General features: G+C 65.3%; 15 protein-coding genes. 6 read left to right on the top strand and 9 right to left on the bottom strand.

Features of this window, described 5'->3' with window-relative positions; all coding sequences use genetic code 11:
• Positions 1-113: 113 nt before the first annotated feature.
• On the top strand, positions 114-458 hold the full coding sequence (locus ROSELON_RS17475; RefSeq protein ID WP_025312167.1) for a hypothetical protein: 345 nt from the start codon (positions 114-116) through the stop codon (positions 456-458).
• Between the two features lie 3 nt (positions 459-461).
• On the opposite strand, the gene hppD is transcribed toward ROSELON_RS17475, so the two are convergent.
• Complete coding sequence (gene hppD, locus ROSELON_RS09455) at positions 462-1,565, bottom strand: 4-hydroxyphenylpyruvate dioxygenase (RefSeq protein ID WP_025312166.1); 1,104 nt, start codon at positions 1,563-1,565, stop codon at positions 462-464.
• Positions 1,566-1,699: 134 nt separating this feature from the next.
• On the opposite strand from hppD, the gene ROSELON_RS09450 reads away from it, so the two are divergent.
• On the top strand, positions 1,700-2,170 hold the full coding sequence (locus ROSELON_RS09450) for an Lrp/AsnC family transcriptional regulator (protein WP_025312165.1): 471 nt from the start codon (positions 1,700-1,702) through the stop codon (positions 2,168-2,170).
• 89 nt (positions 2,171-2,259) lie between these two features.
• Positions 2,260-4,227 carry a monovalent cation:proton antiporter-2 (CPA2) family protein gene (locus ROSELON_RS09445; protein ID WP_025312164.1) on the top strand — a complete coding sequence of 656 codons (1,968 nt, stop codon included), beginning with the start codon at positions 2,260-2,262 and terminating at the stop codon, positions 4,225-4,227.
• A 145-nt stretch (positions 4,228-4,372) separates the two neighbouring features.
• Here ROSELON_RS09445 and ROSELON_RS09440 read toward each other — a convergent pair whose 3' ends face one another.
• From ROSELON_RS09440 to ROSELON_RS09415, 6 genes are all read right to left on the bottom strand, one after another.
• Positions 4,373-4,645, bottom strand: coding sequence for a glycine zipper 2TM domain-containing protein (locus tag ROSELON_RS09440; RefSeq protein WP_025312163.1), 273 nt, complete (start codon positions 4,643-4,645; stop codon positions 4,373-4,375).
• A 147-nt stretch (positions 4,646-4,792) separates the two neighbouring features.
• Positions 4,793-5,302, bottom strand: coding sequence for a CarD family transcriptional regulator (locus ROSELON_RS09435; RefSeq protein ID WP_025312162.1), 510 nt, complete (start codon positions 5,300-5,302; stop codon positions 4,793-4,795).
• 309 nt (positions 5,303-5,611) lie between these two features.
• Positions 5,612-5,947, bottom strand: a complete 336-nt coding sequence (fdxA, locus tag ROSELON_RS09430) for a ferredoxin FdxA (protein ID WP_025312161.1) — start codon at positions 5,945-5,947, stop codon at positions 5,612-5,614.
• 174 nt (positions 5,948-6,121) lie between these two features.
• Entirely contained in the window at positions 6,122-6,496 is a 375-nt protein-coding gene (locus ROSELON_RS09425) for an RNA-binding S4 domain-containing protein (RefSeq protein ID WP_025312160.1), read from the bottom strand.
• Positions 6,497-6,505: 9 nt separating this feature from the next.
• Entirely contained in the window at positions 6,506-9,436 is a 2,931-nt protein-coding gene (locus ROSELON_RS09420; RefSeq protein WP_025312159.1) for a helicase-related protein, read from the bottom strand.
• 45 nt (positions 9,437-9,481) lie between these two features.
• On the bottom strand, positions 9,482-10,033 hold the full coding sequence (locus ROSELON_RS09415) for a tetratricopeptide repeat protein (RefSeq protein ID WP_038651282.1): 552 nt from the start codon (positions 10,031-10,033) through the stop codon (positions 9,482-9,484).
• A 94-nt stretch (positions 10,034-10,127) separates the two neighbouring features.
• Here ROSELON_RS09415 and ROSELON_RS09410 point away from each other — a divergent pair, with 94 nt between their 5' ends.
• Complete coding sequence (locus ROSELON_RS09410) at positions 10,128-10,421, top strand: SCP2 sterol-binding domain-containing protein (protein ID WP_025312157.1); 294 nt, start codon at positions 10,128-10,130, stop codon at positions 10,419-10,421.
• A gap of 7 nt (positions 10,422-10,428) precedes the next feature.
• Positions 10,429-11,376, top strand: coding sequence for an alpha/beta fold hydrolase (locus ROSELON_RS09405; RefSeq protein WP_245605317.1), 948 nt, complete (start codon positions 10,429-10,431; stop codon positions 11,374-11,376).
• Positions 11,377-11,398: 22 nt separating this feature from the next.
• On the opposite strand, the gene ROSELON_RS09400 is transcribed toward ROSELON_RS09405, so the two are convergent.
• Both ROSELON_RS09400 and ROSELON_RS09395 read right to left on the bottom strand, forming a co-directional pair.
• Complete coding sequence (locus ROSELON_RS09400) at positions 11,399-12,082, bottom strand: ABC transporter ATP-binding protein (protein ID WP_025312155.1); 684 nt, start codon at positions 12,080-12,082, stop codon at positions 11,399-11,401.
• Positions 12,075-13,421 (bottom strand): FtsX-like permease family protein, encoded by a 1,347-nt coding sequence (locus ROSELON_RS09395; RefSeq protein ID WP_025312154.1) that lies wholly within the window; start codon positions 13,419-13,421, stop codon positions 12,075-12,077. Before ROSELON_RS09395 ends, ROSELON_RS09400 begins: the two co-directional genes overlap by 8 nt.
• A gap of 199 nt (positions 13,422-13,620) precedes the next feature.
• Between ROSELON_RS09395 and ROSELON_RS09390 the strand changes: the two genes are divergently transcribed.
• Positions 13,621-15,249, top strand: a complete 1,629-nt coding sequence (locus ROSELON_RS09390) for an ABC transporter substrate-binding protein (protein ID WP_025312153.1) — start codon at positions 13,621-13,623, stop codon at positions 15,247-15,249.
• Positions 15,250-15,291: the final 42 nt, after the last annotated feature.

The following is a 15,291-nucleotide window of genomic DNA, read 5'->3' as shown; positions in this document are numbered from 1 at the left end:
AGATCCATGATGCGCGGTGCGGTGCGGCCTGTCGGGCCGCGAAACGACCGCTTTGCCTCGGCCCGTTTCCGCAATAGCCTGACGGCACCGCCTTTCCGGCCGGAGGAATACGCATGATCATCGCCCTCGTCCAGATCCCGCTTGACGGGCCCAAGCGCGACCATCAGGCCGTGATCGACCAGTCGCTTGAATCGACCCGCATCTTTCACAAGGTGCAAGGACTACGACGCAAATACTACCTCAACAGCGCGGCGGGCGGCGGCGGCATCTACGAGTTCGCAACCCGCGCCGATGCCGAGGCCTGGTTCAACGATGGCTGGGCCGATTGGATGGAGGGCCGGTTCGGGGTTCGCCCCACGCTGACCTTGTTCGACAATCCCGTGGTTCTGGATAACGAGCGTGACGAGGTCCGCGTGGACGGGGCACCTGTGACCCCGCCTTGGGCCGAGGACGCCTAGGCGCTACTCGGCGGCCACGTCGCCGTAGTCGCCATTGGCGGCCTCCTCGGCCTCGATGGATTCGAACAGCGCCTTGAAGTTGCCCTCACCGAACCCGTCGTCGCCCTTGCGCTGGATGAACTCGAAAAAGATCGGGCCGATCACGGTTTTCGAGAAGATCTGGAGCAGGATGCGCGTCTCGCCGCCATCGACCACCCCTTCCCCATCGATCAGGATGCCGTGCCGTTTCATCCGGTCCACGGGTTCGTCATGGCCTTTGACCCGATCGAAGCTGCGGTCGTAATAGGTGTCGGGCGGTCCGGGCATGAAACGAATGCCGCGCGCCGCGATGGCATCGGTCGCGGCATAGATGTCACGCGCGCCCACCGCGATATGCTGGATGCCTTCGCCATTGTATTTCTTCAGGTAATTGACGATCTGCCCCGTTTCGCCCCGGTCTTCGTTGATCGGGATGCGGATACGCCCACAGGGCGAGGTCAGCGCGCGCGAGAACAGCCCGGTGTACTTCCCCTCGATATCGAAAAAGCGGATCTCGCGGAAATTGAACAGGTCACCGTAAAACCGGAACCATGTGTCCATGTTGCCCTTGAACACGTTATGCGTGAGGTGATCGAGATAGTAGAAGCCCACGCCCTCGGGATGGGCATCCGAGATCCAGTCGAATTCGGCGTTATAGGGCGAGCTGTCCCAATACTGGTCGGTGAAATAGATCAGGCTGCCACCGATCCCCTTGATCGCGGGCCAATCCAAGGTCTTGTCCGGCCCCTCGTACGGTTCCGCCCCCTTGGCGACGGCATGGGCAAAGGCGTGTCGGGCATCGGCCACCCGCCAGCCCATCGACGGGGCGCAGGGGCCGTGCTCTGCGACGAAGCGGGCGGCAAAGCTGCCCGGTTCGGCATTCAGGATGTAGGTAATATCGCCCTGCTGCCACAGCTCGACCGCCTTGGTCTTGTGCGTGGCGGTATGCGTGTAGCCCATGCTGGCGAACAGATCGCGCAGAACCTGCGGATCGGGATGGGCGAATTCGACGAATTCGAACCCGTCGGTGCCGGCCGGGTTTTCGGCCGTGATGCTCGCGCGCGGCGCGTCGTGCGGAAACGGTCCCATGAAGAGCCTCCCCTCAAAATGGATTGAAACAGTCTACCGCCTGAGCCATGCGGTATCTGCGCAAAGTCGTGGATCAATCTCGGAAATGATGGCAATGTACCGCATCAAACCTTAAGAAATCGTGAAATTCGCGCATGATGGATCAGATTGATACACGCTTGCTGGCCCTGCTTCAGGGGGATGCGACCCTGACATCGCAGCAACTGGGCGACCGCCTGAACCTGTCGCCCAGCCAGGCGGGCCGCCGGCGCCAACGCCTGGAGGCCGAAGGCTATATCACCGGCTACCGCGCCACGCTGGACCCCGATGCGCTGGGGCTGGGGGTGCAGGCCTTCGTGCAGGTCGAGATGGCGACCCATACCGAAAAGAACGCGCGCGATTTCGTCCGCCTGACGCACCTGCAACCCGAGATCACCGGCGCCTGGACCCTGACGGGCGAGGCCGATTACCTGCTGCGCGTCTTTTGCCGCGATCTGCCCGCGCTGAACCGGCTGGTCCAGCAGGTCCTGCTGCCCCACCCCGCCGTCAGCCGCGTACAAAGCCAGTTGGTGATGGAACGCGTCAAACCCGATGCCCCCCTTCCCCTGGGACCGGCCCGGGGATAGAGGCCCGGTGCAACATGGACTTTGCACCTGCAGCACGACTAGGGTTGGCGCACAGGTGCAGACGGCACGCAAACAAGACAGGCCCCCCGATGGAAGGCATTCTCCTCCAAGGCACGATCTATCTGACGGCGATGGTGATTGCCGTTCCGCTTTCGGTGCGGTTCGGCCTTGGATCGGTTCTGGGATACCTGATCGCCGGCATCGCCATCGGCCCGGTTCTGGGCCTCGTCGGGTCGGAAACGCAGGATTTGCAGCATTATGCCGAGTTCGGGGTGGTGCTGATGCTGTTCCTGATCGGCCTCGAGCTGGATCCGGCCGGCCTGTGGGACATGCGCAAGAAACTGTTGGGCACCGGGGGGGCGCAGATCCTGCTGTCGACCGCCGCGATTGCCATTGGCGTCGCGCTGTTGGGGTTGCCGTGGCAAACCGCCCTCGCCATCGGCTTGACGCTTGCGCTGTCCTCGACCGCGATCGTGCTGACGACCTTGAACGAAAAGAACCTGATGCGCACCGAGGGCGGGCGATCGGCCTTTTCGGTCCTGCTGACACAGGATATCGCCGTGATCCCGGCGCTGGCATTGCTGCCGCTCCTGGCGCTGTCGCGGCCAATGGGCTTTTCCGAGGATGGATCCATCCATCGCGGCGCCGAGCACGAGGCACATCACTCGCTGTCGCTGGTCGAGGGCCTGCCAGCCTGGGGCGTGACGCTGGTGACCCTGGGCGCGGTGGCGGCGGTCATCCTGGCCGGGCGGTATCTGTCGCCGCTGTTGTTCCGCTTCATCCATGCCAGCCGGATCCGCGAGATGTACACGGCGGTGGCGCTGGTGATCGTGGTCGGCATCGCGCTGTTGATGATCCTGGTCGGTCTGTCCCCGGCCCTGGGGGCATTCGTGGCGGGCGTGGTTCTGGCCAACTCGGAATTCCGCCACGAGCTCGAGGCCGATATCGAGCCGTTCAAGGGCCTGCTTCTGGGGTTGTTCTTCATCACGGTGGGCGCCGGCATCAATTTCGGCACGCTGTTCGACAACGCATCGCTGGTGATCGGCCTGACCCTGGCCTTGATGATCGGAAAGGGTCTGGTCCTTCTGGCGATCGGCCTCGTATCCGGGTTGAAGGGGCGGGATCGCTGGCTGTTCACGCTTGGGCTGGCGCAAGCGGGCGAGTTCGGGTTCGTGCTTGTCGCCTTCGGCCTGCAACAGGGCGTGTTCCAGACAACAACGGGCGAGATCCTGCTGCTGGTCATCGCGCTGTCGATGCTGCTGACGCCGCTGTCCTTCATCGCCTACGAGATGATCGGGCGCCGCCTGTCCGCCGAGGCCGACAGCGAAGCGCCGCAACATGACGCCATCGACGAAAAGGCCCCGGTCATCATCGCGGGCATCGGGCGGTTCGGACAGGTGGTCAACCGGATGGTCCAGGCCTCGGGGTTTCGCACGGTGGTGCTGGACAGCGACCTTGCGACGATCCAATTGATGCGCCGCTTCGGGTTCAAGGGGTATTTCGGCGATCCGACACGGCCCGAATTGCTGGCTGCCGCCGGGCTGGAGGAGGCGCGGGTGCTGGTGGTTGCCGTCGATGACAAGGCCGCGGCCGTGCAACTGGTCGAATATGCCCGTCGGCTGCGCCCCGATATCGCCATCGTCGCCCGCGCCCATGACCGGCTGCATGTCTACGCGCTCTACAATGCCGGGGCGGACCATATCGTGCGCGAGATGTTCGACTCGAGCCTGCGGGCCGCGCGCTACGTGCTCGAGGATATGGGCCTGTCGGATTACGAGGCGCATGAGCTTGAGATCGCGTTCTACCGCCATGACCGGCAGAACCTGCGGGAATTGGCCGAACTGTGGAAACCCGGTGTCCCCGTCGCCGAGAACACCGCCTATGTCGAGCGGTCGCGGGAATTGAACAACAACCTCGAAACCGCGCTGCTCAGCCAGTTGGACGACCTTATGGACGACGACGAGCCCAAGGGGCGGCGGCCGCGGGGCGATGCGGGCGCGCTGGCCGGCACCCTGAGGGGGATGCAGCCGCGCCGACCGGGCGGGCGCGAAACCTAGGCGTGATGGCCGCCCGCGTGGGCGATGGCGGCGCATCGAAAAGGCCCGCCGCACTGCTGTGCGACGGGCCAAGCGGTGGGTGTGAGGCGATGCGTGGTCAGCGAATGCGCGGCGCGCCGCAATCGGCGTGCCGCCGGATCGTGTCTCAACAGGGGCGCACGGTGTAGGTGCCGTCACCATTGGAATAGGCGCAGTTGCCGGTCTGCATGTTGCGTGCGACCAGCGTGCCCACGGCGGCCCCGCCAAGGGCGGCAAGGATCGTCCAGTTCGCGTTCGCGTTCAGCGCATTCGCGGTGATCAAACCGGCGCCGGCACCGGCCAGAAGCCCGAGATTGGCCTGATCCTGCGGGCTGAGCGATTGACACCCCGCGGTGCCCAAGGCGGCGACGAGTGCGATCGGTGCGAGAAGCTTTTTCATGGCGGGTCCTTTCAGGTGACAGTCTGGGATGCAACGCAACGCGCGTTGCGGAGGTTCCCGTTTCCCCCGGAAGTGACCTTTATCACATAGAAAAACCCGCCGCGACTCGCGCGGCGGGCGGGATTTGGGTAGGCGGGAGTGCGCCGATCAGGCCGCGCGGGCCGTCAGCACCTCGTCCACCTGGCGTTGCGCGTTCGCTTCGTCCATGCCTTTGACAGCCGCAAGCTCGCGGGTCAGGCGTTCGAGGGCCGCCTCGTAAAGCTGACGCTCGGAATAGGACTGCTCGCGCTGATCGTCGGCGCGGTGCAGATCGCGCACCACCTCGGCAATCGAGATCAGGTCACCGGAATTGATCTTTTGCTCGTATTCCTGGGCGCGGCGCGACCACATCGCCCGCTTGACGCGGGCCTTGCCCTTGAGCGTCTCCATCGCCTTGGACACGATATCGGGCGAGCTGAGGGACCGCATACCGATTTCCGTGGCCTTGGCGGTCGGAACGCGCAGCGTCATCTTGTCTTTCTCGAAGGAGATGACGAAGAGTTCCAGCTTGAGGCCAGCAATTTCCTGTTCCTCGATCGACACGATCTGCCCGACCCCGTGGGCCGGGTAAACGACGTAATCGTTTGCGCTGAACTCCTGCGACTTCCGTTTGGTCATGTGCGGTTCCTTTTCATTGCCGAAGCTCAGGCGACAAAAAAAGCCGGTGAAAAGCCCAAGCTTTTCACTAGCGGAGTCCATGTTGCTCTGACGTTGTACAGGCTGGCAGGCCCGCGTTTCACTTCGGACAGACAATCTTCGTGACGGTTGTATAACACAAAAAGCAGCGAACTTAAAGATTCGCACACCATCCCCGGTGACCCGCCTTGCGATTAAGGGGGTTATGCATGTCACGCCATGCCATCCCGTCGCCGATACCGGCTTGCCCACGGGCGCGGCCGAATCGGTGGATCGACCGATCCCGCCGGGTCAACCGCCCTCGCCGGGGTTCTCCGACAACAACTCCATCTTGCCGGGTTTGCCGTCCATCTCTTCGGCGGTGGGCAACGGATCCTTGCGGGTGATGATGACGGGCCACATCTCGGCATATTTGCGGTTGATCTCGACCCATTTCTCCATCTCCGGTTCCGTATCCGGGCGGATGGCATCGGCGGGGCATTCGGGCTCGCACACGCCACAATCAATGCATTCATCGGGGTGAATGACGAGGCAATTCTCGCCCTCGTAGAAACAGTCCACCGGACATACCTCGACACAGTCGGTGTATTTGCAGGCAATACAATTCTCAGTCACGACATAGGTCATGCGATACCCTCGGATGGTCGTTCTTGGACCTTGCTGCTACGCGAGGGGCTTGCGCGATGCAAGCCGCCGTGCGCGCGTTGCGACATGTGGCCCCCATTCGCACAAGTGTAAACCCAGGTTTACATATTTCCAAGCCAAACACGCGCCGAAAATTGCGATCTTTCGTCCTGTGCCTCAGATCTCGTCGGGCGGGTCACCGCGAAGCGCATCGAGGCTGCGCCGGTCCTTTTTCGTCGGGCGCGGGCCGATGCGCTGCGGGGCGGGGGATGCCGCGTCGGGCGGGGACAGATCGTCGTAGAGCATGCGGGCCTCGGAGGCCGGGCCGCGCCGCTTTGCCAGCGACAGTATGCGCACCACCCGAATGTGCCGTCCCTGGGCGAATGTCAGGACATCGTCGACACCGATCGACGCGGCCGGCTTGCTGACACGTGCCCCGTTGATCCGCACGCCTGCATCCGCGACCTGACGGGCGGCCATGCTGCGCGTCTTGAAGAACCGCGCCTGCCACAGCCAACGATCCAGCCTGTCCGTCGGCCGCGGGTCGGTCAAAACCGACCCCTAAGACCGGTCCTTGAGCGCCGCAAGCGCCGCGAACGGGTTGTCGGGGTCGATGGCCTTTTCCTTCTTTTTCGGCGCGGCGGTGAAGCTGCGCGGCTTGTCCTCGTGCCGGGGTTTGCCGCCCTTGCCCCTGGGCTTGCCCTGTGGCTTGCCACCATCCTTGCCCTGCGGTCTGCGCCCCCCCTTGGGCTTGCCGCCACCGCCATGGGCGCCGCGCTCGGACGCGCCCGCACCGCCACGGCGCCGGGGCACCCAGGAAAAGGTGTAGAACACCTCGGTCTCGGGGGGCGCGTCGGCCTGCGACGCCTCGGACGGGGGCGATTGCGGGGCCTCGGGCGGCATGTCGTCGGGCATTTCTACCGGCGGTTCGGTCGGGGTTTCCTGCGGCTGCTCGACCGGGGTTTCGGCGGGGCTGTCGCCGGGGATCTCGGTCGGCGCGGCCGGATCGGGCGTGTCGGCCCCCTCCAGACCCGTGGGCGGGGCCGTGTTCAGCGGGGTTTCATCCATCGCTTCGGGGGCAGTCGTCGCGGCCGGTTCCGGCGCCGGCGCGGCTTTTACCTTTTCCCGCTCGCCCTTTTCGGCCTTGTAGCCCAGCCCGGCCATCAGGTCGGCGAATTGCTCGAGGGTCAGGCCCGTGATCGACAGCATGTCGGCGCTGGCTTCGAACCCGCCGCGGCTGTCCTGACCGCGCAGCATGTCGGCCAGACGCTCGAGCATGTCGATACGGATGGCGCGGGTGCCCGCTGTGCGATAGCCCGCCATCGTGTAGTATTCGCGGTCATGGGCCGTGTCGTTCGGGATGGTGACCAGGCCCGGCGGCGGGCTGTCCGGCAATTCGTCCATGTTCCGCGACAGACCCCACAAAACCAGCCGCAGTCGCGTGGGCGCGGGCTTGAGCAGCAGAGGCTGGAAGATGGTGAACTGACCAAAGCGCACGCCATGCTTGCGCAGCAGGCCGCGCGCGTCCTGATCCAGGGCCTTGATGTCCTCGGCAATCTCGGTGCGCGGGACGATGCCGAACCCTTCGACCAGGCGAAAGGCGACGCCACGGGCCAGCCCGGTGATCGTCTCGTCGCGCGACATGGCCAGCAGGGGCTCGAACTGTGCGGCGACGCGGCGGTCGACATAGTGTTGCAGGCGGCGCTGCACCTTTTGAATGATCTCGGCGCCGGCGTCCTCTTCCACGAAGGCCTCGGCCGTCGGGCGCAGGGGTTCGGGGCCGCCGACCAGCTTGCCCACGGCCATCTCGCCCCACATCAACCCGCCCTGTTCGGTCAGGTCGAACTCGGTGTCCGGGGCGTTGTACATGCGGTCGGCGCGCAGGTGAAACTCGGGGCGCAGGGCCGCCATGGCCGCCTGGCGCAGCGTTTTCGCCTCATCCGGGCTGGCCGTGTCGTCCTGGCGAAAACGGAACCCTTCGATCCGGCCCAGCACCTGGCCTTCGACCGTCACTTCACCCATCTCGTTCACATCAGCCACCAGGCTCTCCTTCTGTTTCAACCGGCGGAGCAGCACGCTCGTCCGCCGGTCGACAAATCGTTGCGTCAGGGCGCCGTGAAGGGCGTCCGACAGGCGGTCTTCTACGGCACGGGTCGCCCCGCGCCAATGGGATTCATCATCGACCCAGCCACGACGCTGCGCGACATAGGTCCACGTCCGGATATACGCCAAGCGTTTCGACAATGTGTCGATATCGCCATCGGTGCGGTCGATGCGCTTGACCTGACGGGCCAGCCAATCGTCCGGCACCCGGCCCGTGTCATGCAGAAACTCGAAGATCCGGCCCAGCAGGTCCGCATGTTCGGCGTGGCTGATGCCGCGGAAATCGGGGATACGGCAGACATCCCACAGCAGTCGCACGTCGCGCGCATCGCGCAGGCGGTCGGCCACGTCAGGACGGCCGCTGAGCGCCTTGAGCGCCATGAGGTCGTCGGCCTCGCGCGCACGGGTCAGCCATTCGTCCTCGGTCCGCTCCTCGAGCGAGGCGATCAGCCGGGCGACCGAGCCGAAATCGAGATCGGGGTTGCGCCATTGCAGTTTGCGCACCGGGGCAAAGCGATGTTCCATGATCGCCTGCGCCAATCCGTCCTCCAGCGGCGGCGCCTCGCCGGTCACGCCGAACGTCCCGGCCTGCGTGTGCCGCCCGGCCCGGCCCGCGATCTGGGCCAATTCGTTCGGCGCAAGGTCGCGCATGCGCCGCCCGTCGAATTTGCGCAGACCCGAAAAGGCGACATGACGGATGTCGAGGTTCAGGCCCATCCCGATGGCGTCGGTGGCCACCAGAACATCCACGTCGCCGTTCTGATACAGCTCGACCTGCGCATTGCGCGTGCGTGGGCTGAGCGCGCCCATCACCACCGCCGCCCCGCCCTTCTGACGGCGCAACAACTCGGCGGTCGCATAAAGATTTTCGACGGAAAACCCGACAATGGCACTGCGTGGGGGCATGCGGCTTATCTTTTTCGAACCTGCATACACAAGCTCGGAAAACCGCTCGCGGCGCATGAACTGGCAGCGCGGCACAAGGGCCGCAATGGCCGAGCGCATCGTATCCGCCCCCAGAAACAGCGTCTCGTGCAACCCGCGCGCATGCAGCAGGCGGTCGGTAAAGACGTGCCCGCGTTCGAGATCGGCGCAAAGCTGGATCTCGTCGATCGCCAGGAAATCGGCCCCCAGGCCCGTCGGCATCGCCTCGACCGTGCAAACCCAATACTGCGTGCGTTCGGGAACGATCCGCTCTTCCCCGGTGACGAGGGCCACGACGGACGGCCCGCGCAAGGCGACGATCTTGTCGTAGACCTCGCGCGCAAGCAGGCGCAGCGGCAGGCCGATGACCCCGGTCCTGTGGGCCAGCATCCGTTCGATGGCATAGTGGGTCTTGCCGGTATTGGTGGGGCCAAGCACGGCGGCCACATGACCGCGGTTGCTCATGTCCTGCATGGCTCATCCCCTTTCGGCCCGGCGGGCCGTGTGCGGTTACAGCGCGCGACCGTCGAGCTGTCGCTCGACCCGATCTATCGCGCTTTCTATTTCGGGATGGTGCGGATGTATAGCATGGGCGGCGCGCAAGGCCGCCAGCGCGTTTTCGGTGTCGCCCATTTCCTCGAGCATGAAGCCAAGGCCCGTCAGTGCCCCGAAATGGCGCGGCTCCAGCGCGAGGGTGCGCTGGATATCGGCAATGGCCGGCCCGTAGCGCCCCATCTCGAAAAACAGGGTCGCACGGGTGTTCCAGCCTTCGGCGAATTCCGGCGCATGATCGGTCAGGGCGGTCAGGTGATTGTAGGCGACATCGAAATCCTCGGCCTCGAGGGCGGCGCGCCCTACACGCAGCAGATAATCCGCCGTGGCCGACCCCGACCGGGACCACTCGGTGTATAGCTGCTGTTCGACCACGTTCCAGTTGCGCAGATCGGGCTGGCCGAGTCGGTCCAGCAACTCGTCAGCCGTGACCTGTGCCGCAGCAATGGCGGGAATCCCGCAGATGACTGCCGCAACGAGAACATTGAGAAAGGGGGGCGCACACCTCATGTTGAGCATCGTAGCACGGCCCCGGTCACATTCCACATCAAACGCACGCGATCGGGGGCGCGGAACATCAAGAGGGAAGAGGGAGACACCACCCATGAGCGCAGTGATCGACGCGGCCGTCGAGGCCCTGTCAGACAAGCTTGGCGACGGGTTCGACGGAACGGCGAAATTCGTGATCGAGGACGAAGGAGCCGTTTTGGTCGATGGCACCGGTGTGCGCGCCGCCACCGATGACGATACCGCCGATGTCGTGATGACCGCCGATGCCGACACCTTTCAGGATATCCTGTCCGGCGATCTGAACCCGACGGCCGCCTTCATGTCGGGCAAGCTGAAGCTGGATGGCGACATGGGCACCGCGATGAAGCTTGGATCCGCCCTGGGTTGAGACGATGTTGACCAGCCCTTCCCCCACCGGGCTTTCGCCCGCCCCCTTTTTCGACGAGATCGCCGAAGGCCCCAAGGGTGCGAGCGCCTGGTGGGTGAAGAGCGCGGACGGCACGCAGCTGCGCCTCGGCCTGTGGCCGGCGCGGGAAAAGGGAACGGTGCTGCTGTTTCCCGGCCGAACCGAGTATATCGAGAAATACGGCCGCGTGGCCGAGGATCTGGCGGCGGCGGGCTATTCGATGGTGGCCTTCGACTGGCGCGGTCAAGGCCTTGCCGATCGGCCCCGTCATCGCCGCGACATGGGCCATGTCACCAGCTTTGACGAATACCGCGAGGATGTGGCCGCGTTTCGCGCCGCGCTTGCGGCGCTGGAGGTGCGCGGCCCCCTGTACCTGATCGGTCATTCCATGGGCGGCTGTATCGGCCTGCGGGCCCTGCATGATGGTTTGCCGGTGCGCGCGGCGGCCTTCACCGGGCCGATGTGGGGCATCCAGATGACCCCCTTCATGCGCTCGATCGCCTCGGTCGTCATGGGGCTTGCCGGGCCCTTGGGCCTGGGCACAAGCTTCGCCCCGACGACCGGCCCGTGGGAACCGATGGAGTTTGACGACAACCCGCTGACCACGGACCGCGGGCAGTTCGACTACATGATGCGTCAGACCGAGCGGCACCCCGACCTTGCCCTCGGGGGGCCGTCGATCCTGTGGGTGAGGGCGGCCTTGCGGGAAACGCGGGCGCTGATGCAGATGCCCGCGCCCCAGCTTCCGGCGCTTGCCATTGTCGGCACACGCGAACGGATCATCGAGGTGCCCACGATCCACACCCGCATGGAAACCTGGCCGGGCGGCCGGCTGGTCGAGATCGCCGGCGCCGAGCATGAAGTGCTGATGGAAAGCCCAGACCGGCGGGGACGCAGCCTGCGCGAGATCACCGACTGGTTCACGCAGCACGCCTGAGCGCGGCCGCGCGCAGGCCGGCTCAGCTATCGACCAGGATGCCCTGTTCCAGCCGCAACACACGATCCATCCGGGCGGCCAGATCGTGATTATGCGTGGCGATCAGGGCCGACATGCCCGTCTCGCGCACGAGGGTCATCAACACGGCGAAAACGGCGTCCGAGGTTTCGGGGTCGAGGTTGCCGGTGGGTTCGTCCGCCAGCAACAGGCGCGGGGCGTTGGCCAGAGCACGGCAGAAGGCCACGCGCTGTTGTTCGCCCCCCGACAGGGCCGCGGGGCGGTGATCGGCGCGAGCGGCCAGGCCGACCTTGTCCAGCAGGCTTTGCGCGCGGGCCATCGCCTCGGGTTTGGCGGCCCCATGCGCCAGTTGCGGAACGGCGATGTTTTCCGCTGCGCTGAACTCGGGCAGCAGGTGGTGGAACTGATAGACGAACCCCACCAGGGCGCGCCGTGCGGCGGTGCGCGCCCGGTCCGACGCGCGCGCCATGGCCGAACCCGCAATGCTGACCTCGCCCGCATCGGGGGTATCGAGCAGCCCCGCGATATGCAGCAGGGTCGATTTGCCCGCGCCCGAGGGCGCGATCAGGCCGACGACCTCGCCCGGTGCGATCACGGCGCTGGCCCCGCGCAGCACCAGAACCTCGTTCGGCTTGCCGCGGTTGTAGCCCTTTTCCAGCCCGTCCAGCCGCAGGATCGGATCACTCATAGCGCAACGCCTCGACCGGGTTCATCCGCGCCGCGCGCCGCGCCGGGAAGATCGTGATGAAAAAGGACAGTCCCAGCGACAGGCTGACCGCGCTGAGGACGTCCCCCCATTCCAGTCGGGCCGGCAGCGACGACAGGAACCGCACCGAGGGGTCCCATGCCCCGCCCCCGGCAAGATAGTTCACGAAGGAAAAGATGGGGTCGATCCAGATCGCGAAGGCACAGCCCAGCGCCACCCCCATCAAGGTGCCCGCCACCCCGATGGCCGAGCCGCAGATGAAGAACACGCGCAGCACCGCCCCCTCGGTCAGGCCGACGGTGCGCAGGATGCCGATGTCGCGCGACTTGTTCTTGACCAGCATGATCAGCCCCGAGACGATGTTCATCGTCGCGATCAGCACAAGGATGGACAGGATGATGAACATCACGTTGTCCTCCATCTGCAGGGCGCGCAGATAGGCCCCGGCACTGTCCTGCCATGTGCGCAGGTAGACCCCCTCGCCCGCAGCGCGGACCAAGGGAGCGTACATGGTTTCGACGCCTTCGGGATCGTCGACCGCGATATCGATGCGGTCGGCCACGCCGTCGCGGTTGAAGAAGCTCTGCGCCTCGGCCATCGGCATGTAGATGCGGATCGAGTCGATGTCGTAGCGGCCGACGCGAAAGATATAGACGACCTCGTAACTGCCGATACGCGCGGCCCGGCCGCCCGCCGTCTGCGCGCCATTGGGCGAGGTGATGCGGATCTCGTCCCCGACGCGAAGGCCCAGCCGGCGCGCCAAGGCATCGCCGATGGCGACCCCCTCTTCGAACCGTTCCAGATCGCCCCAGAAGATTTCGGGGTCGCGGACGAGCGGCACGGTGCGCAGATCGTCCAGCGTGATCCCGATCACCTGCCCCAGCGTATCCTCGCCCGAGGCGCTGGCCATGACCTCGGCACGAATGACGGCGGCGGCATGCACCACGCCGGGCACCGCGCGCACCGCCTCGGCAATCTGGTCGGGATTGGCGATGGTCCGCGTCGTGGCGGCCCGCCCCTGAAGCGCGGCGGCCACATCGGGATTGGTCGCGATCAGCTCGAGCTGTTCATCGGTATAGGCGTAGCGTTCCTGGCCCATCACGCTGACATGCGGATTGGCCCCCAGGATCGTGCCGACGAATTCATACCGAAACCCCGACCGCACGGCCAATGTCGCGATCAGGGCCATGACCGCCAGAGCGATGCCGACGAAACTGATCCAGGTCATCGTGCTGACGCCACCCTCGGCGCGACGGGCGCGCAGGTAGCGCCAGGCGATCATGAACTCGTAGCCGGAAAAGGGCGACGGCGATTGTGCCAATGGGGCCTCCTGTCGGTCGGTCGGGCGCAAGGTGGCCAGTTTCACGGGCGTGTCAAGAAGCGCAGCTATCACGGATCCGCGTTCCTTGGGTCAGGGTTGCCAGATGCGGGGATGTCGTTTTTGATCCTCCGTGTCGCTTTTGGACCAATCGGCGATACATTGATCCATCAGACGGTCCAACCGGGAGAGAATTTTCATGATGTATTCCGCACGAAACGTGCACCCTGCCGCACGCGCCTATGCACAAGAGGTCGCCGACGGCACGCTGTCACGGCGCGAGTTCCTCAGCCGGGCCACCGCGCTGGGTGTGTCGGCCGCAGGCGCCTATGCGCTGATCGGCGTCAGCCCCGCCCACGCCCAAGCCCAGATGCAGCAAGGCGGCGAGTTGCGCATCCAGCAGGACGTGCGCGCCCTGAAAGATCCGCCGACTTTCGACTGGCCGCAAGTCGCCAATATCTGCCGCGGCTGGCTGGAATACCTCGTGCAGTACAACCGCGACGGCACCTTCGAAGGCCGCTTGCTGGACAGTTGGGAGGTGAACGAGGATGCCACGGTCTACGTGCTGAACCTGCGTCCGGGCGTCATGTGGAATGACGGCACCGCCTTCACCGCCGAGGATGTCGCTTATAACGTGAACCGCTGGTGCGACGGCTCGATGGAGGGCAACTCGATGGCCTCGCGCATGGGTGCGCTGCAGAACGAAGAGGGCACGGCCGCGCGCGACGGCGCCATCGAGATCGTCGACGACCTGACCGTGCGCCTGAACCTGTCGCGGCCCGACATCACGATCCTGCCGACGATTTCCGACTATCCCTCGGCCATCGTGCAGGCGGGCTTCAGCGGCAATCCGGCCGACAACCAGATCGGCACCGGCCCCTACCGCATGGTCGAGTACGAGGTCGGCGTCCGCGCCGTGCTGGAAAAGAACTCCGATCACACCTGGTGGGACGAAGGCAACGCGGCGGCGCTGGACCGGATCGTGTTCATCGATCTCGGCACCGATCAGGCCGCACATGTCGCCGCCGCCGAAGCCGGCGAAGTCGACATGCTCTACGAAACGCTCGGCGATTTCGTCGACGTGTTCGATGCCATCGGCTGGACCAAATCCGAAGCCGTGTCGGCCCAGACCTGCGTCATTCGCACCAACCAGAACAATCCGCCCTACGATGACGTGCGCGTGCGCCGTGCGCTGGCCCTGGGTGTCAACCACCAGGTTCTGCTGGATCTGGGCGTGAACGGGTTGGGCACCGTGGCCGAAAACCACCATGTCTGCCCCGTCCATCCCGAATACGCCGATATCGGCCCGGCGGTCTATGACCCCGAAGCCGCCCGCGCGCTGATGGAAGAAGCCGGCCAGATGGATTACGAGCACGAGCTGATCTCGATCGACGACAGCTGGCGCCGGCCGACCACCGATGCCTGCGCGGCGCAGCTGCGCGACACCGGGTTCACCGTCAACCGCACAATCTATCCGGGCAACACCTTCTGGAACGACTGGACGAACTACCCGTTCTCGTCGACCGATTGGGGCCACCGGCCACTTGGCGTGCAGAACCTGACGCTGGCCTATAAATCCGGCGTGGCGTGGAACGAAACAGGCTTTGCGAACGAGGAATTCGACCGACTTCTGGAAGAAGCCTCGGCGATCGCGGATGCCGATGCGCGGCGCGTTCTGATGGCCGATATCCAGCAGATCATGATCGACGAAGGGGTCATCATCCAACCCTACTGGCGCTCGATCTTCCGGCACCACAATGGCGAGGTCGTGGGCGCCGAGACGCATCCGATCTTTGAAATCCACGTCCACAAGCTCGGGCTGGCGGCCTGATCGGGCGCCCCTGACGCAACGACACCTGCGCGGGCCGGCCCC

It is taken from the genome of Roseibacterium elongatum DSM 19469, from assembly GCF_000590925.1.
Taxonomy (GTDB): Bacteria; Pseudomonadota; Alphaproteobacteria; order Rhodobacterales; family Rhodobacteraceae; genus Roseibacterium; species Roseibacterium elongatum.
The sequence above is the reverse complement of the archived record's forward strand: the minus strand, read 5'-3'. Positions and strand labels throughout refer to the sequence as shown.

Bases quoted from the DNA above. Each gene is read 5' to 3' on its own strand.
- ROSELON_RS17475 (WP_025312167.1), top strand. From the start codon at position 114: ATGATCATCGCCCTCGTCCAGATCCCGCTTGACGGGCCCAAGCGCGAC.
- hppD (WP_025312166.1), bottom strand. From the start codon at position 1,565: ATGGGACCGTTTCCGCACGACGCGCCGCGCGCGAGCATCACGGCCGAA.
- ROSELON_RS09450 (WP_025312165.1), top strand. From the start codon at position 1,700: ATGATGGATCAGATTGATACACGCTTGCTGGCCCTGCTTCAGGGGGAT.
- ROSELON_RS09445 (WP_025312164.1), top strand. From the start codon at position 2,260: ATGGAAGGCATTCTCCTCCAAGGCACGATCTATCTGACGGCGATGGTG.
- ROSELON_RS09440 (WP_025312163.1), bottom strand. From the start codon at position 4,645: ATGAAAAAGCTTCTCGCACCGATCGCACTCGTCGCCGCCTTGGGCACC.
- ROSELON_RS09435 (WP_025312162.1), bottom strand. From the start codon at position 5,302: ATGACCAAACGGAAGTCGCAGGAGTTCAGCGCAAACGATTACGTCGTT.
- fdxA (WP_025312161.1), bottom strand. From the start codon at position 5,947: ATGACCTATGTCGTGACTGAGAATTGTATTGCCTGCAAATACACCGAC.
- ROSELON_RS09420 (WP_025312159.1), bottom strand. From the start codon at position 9,436: ATGAGCAACCGCGGTCATGTGGCCGCCGTGCTTGGCCCCACCAATACC.
- ROSELON_RS09415 (WP_038651282.1), bottom strand. From the start codon at position 10,033: ATGAGGTGTGCGCCCCCCTTTCTCAATGTTCTCGTTGCGGCAGTCATC.
- ROSELON_RS09410 (WP_025312157.1), top strand. From the start codon at position 10,128: ATGAGCGCAGTGATCGACGCGGCCGTCGAGGCCCTGTCAGACAAGCTT.
- ROSELON_RS09400 (WP_025312155.1), bottom strand. From the start codon at position 12,082: ATGAGTGATCCGATCCTGCGGCTGGACGGGCTGGAAAAGGGCTACAAC.
- ROSELON_RS09390 (WP_025312153.1), top strand. From the start codon at position 13,621: ATGTATTCCGCACGAAACGTGCACCCTGCCGCACGCGCCTATGCACAA.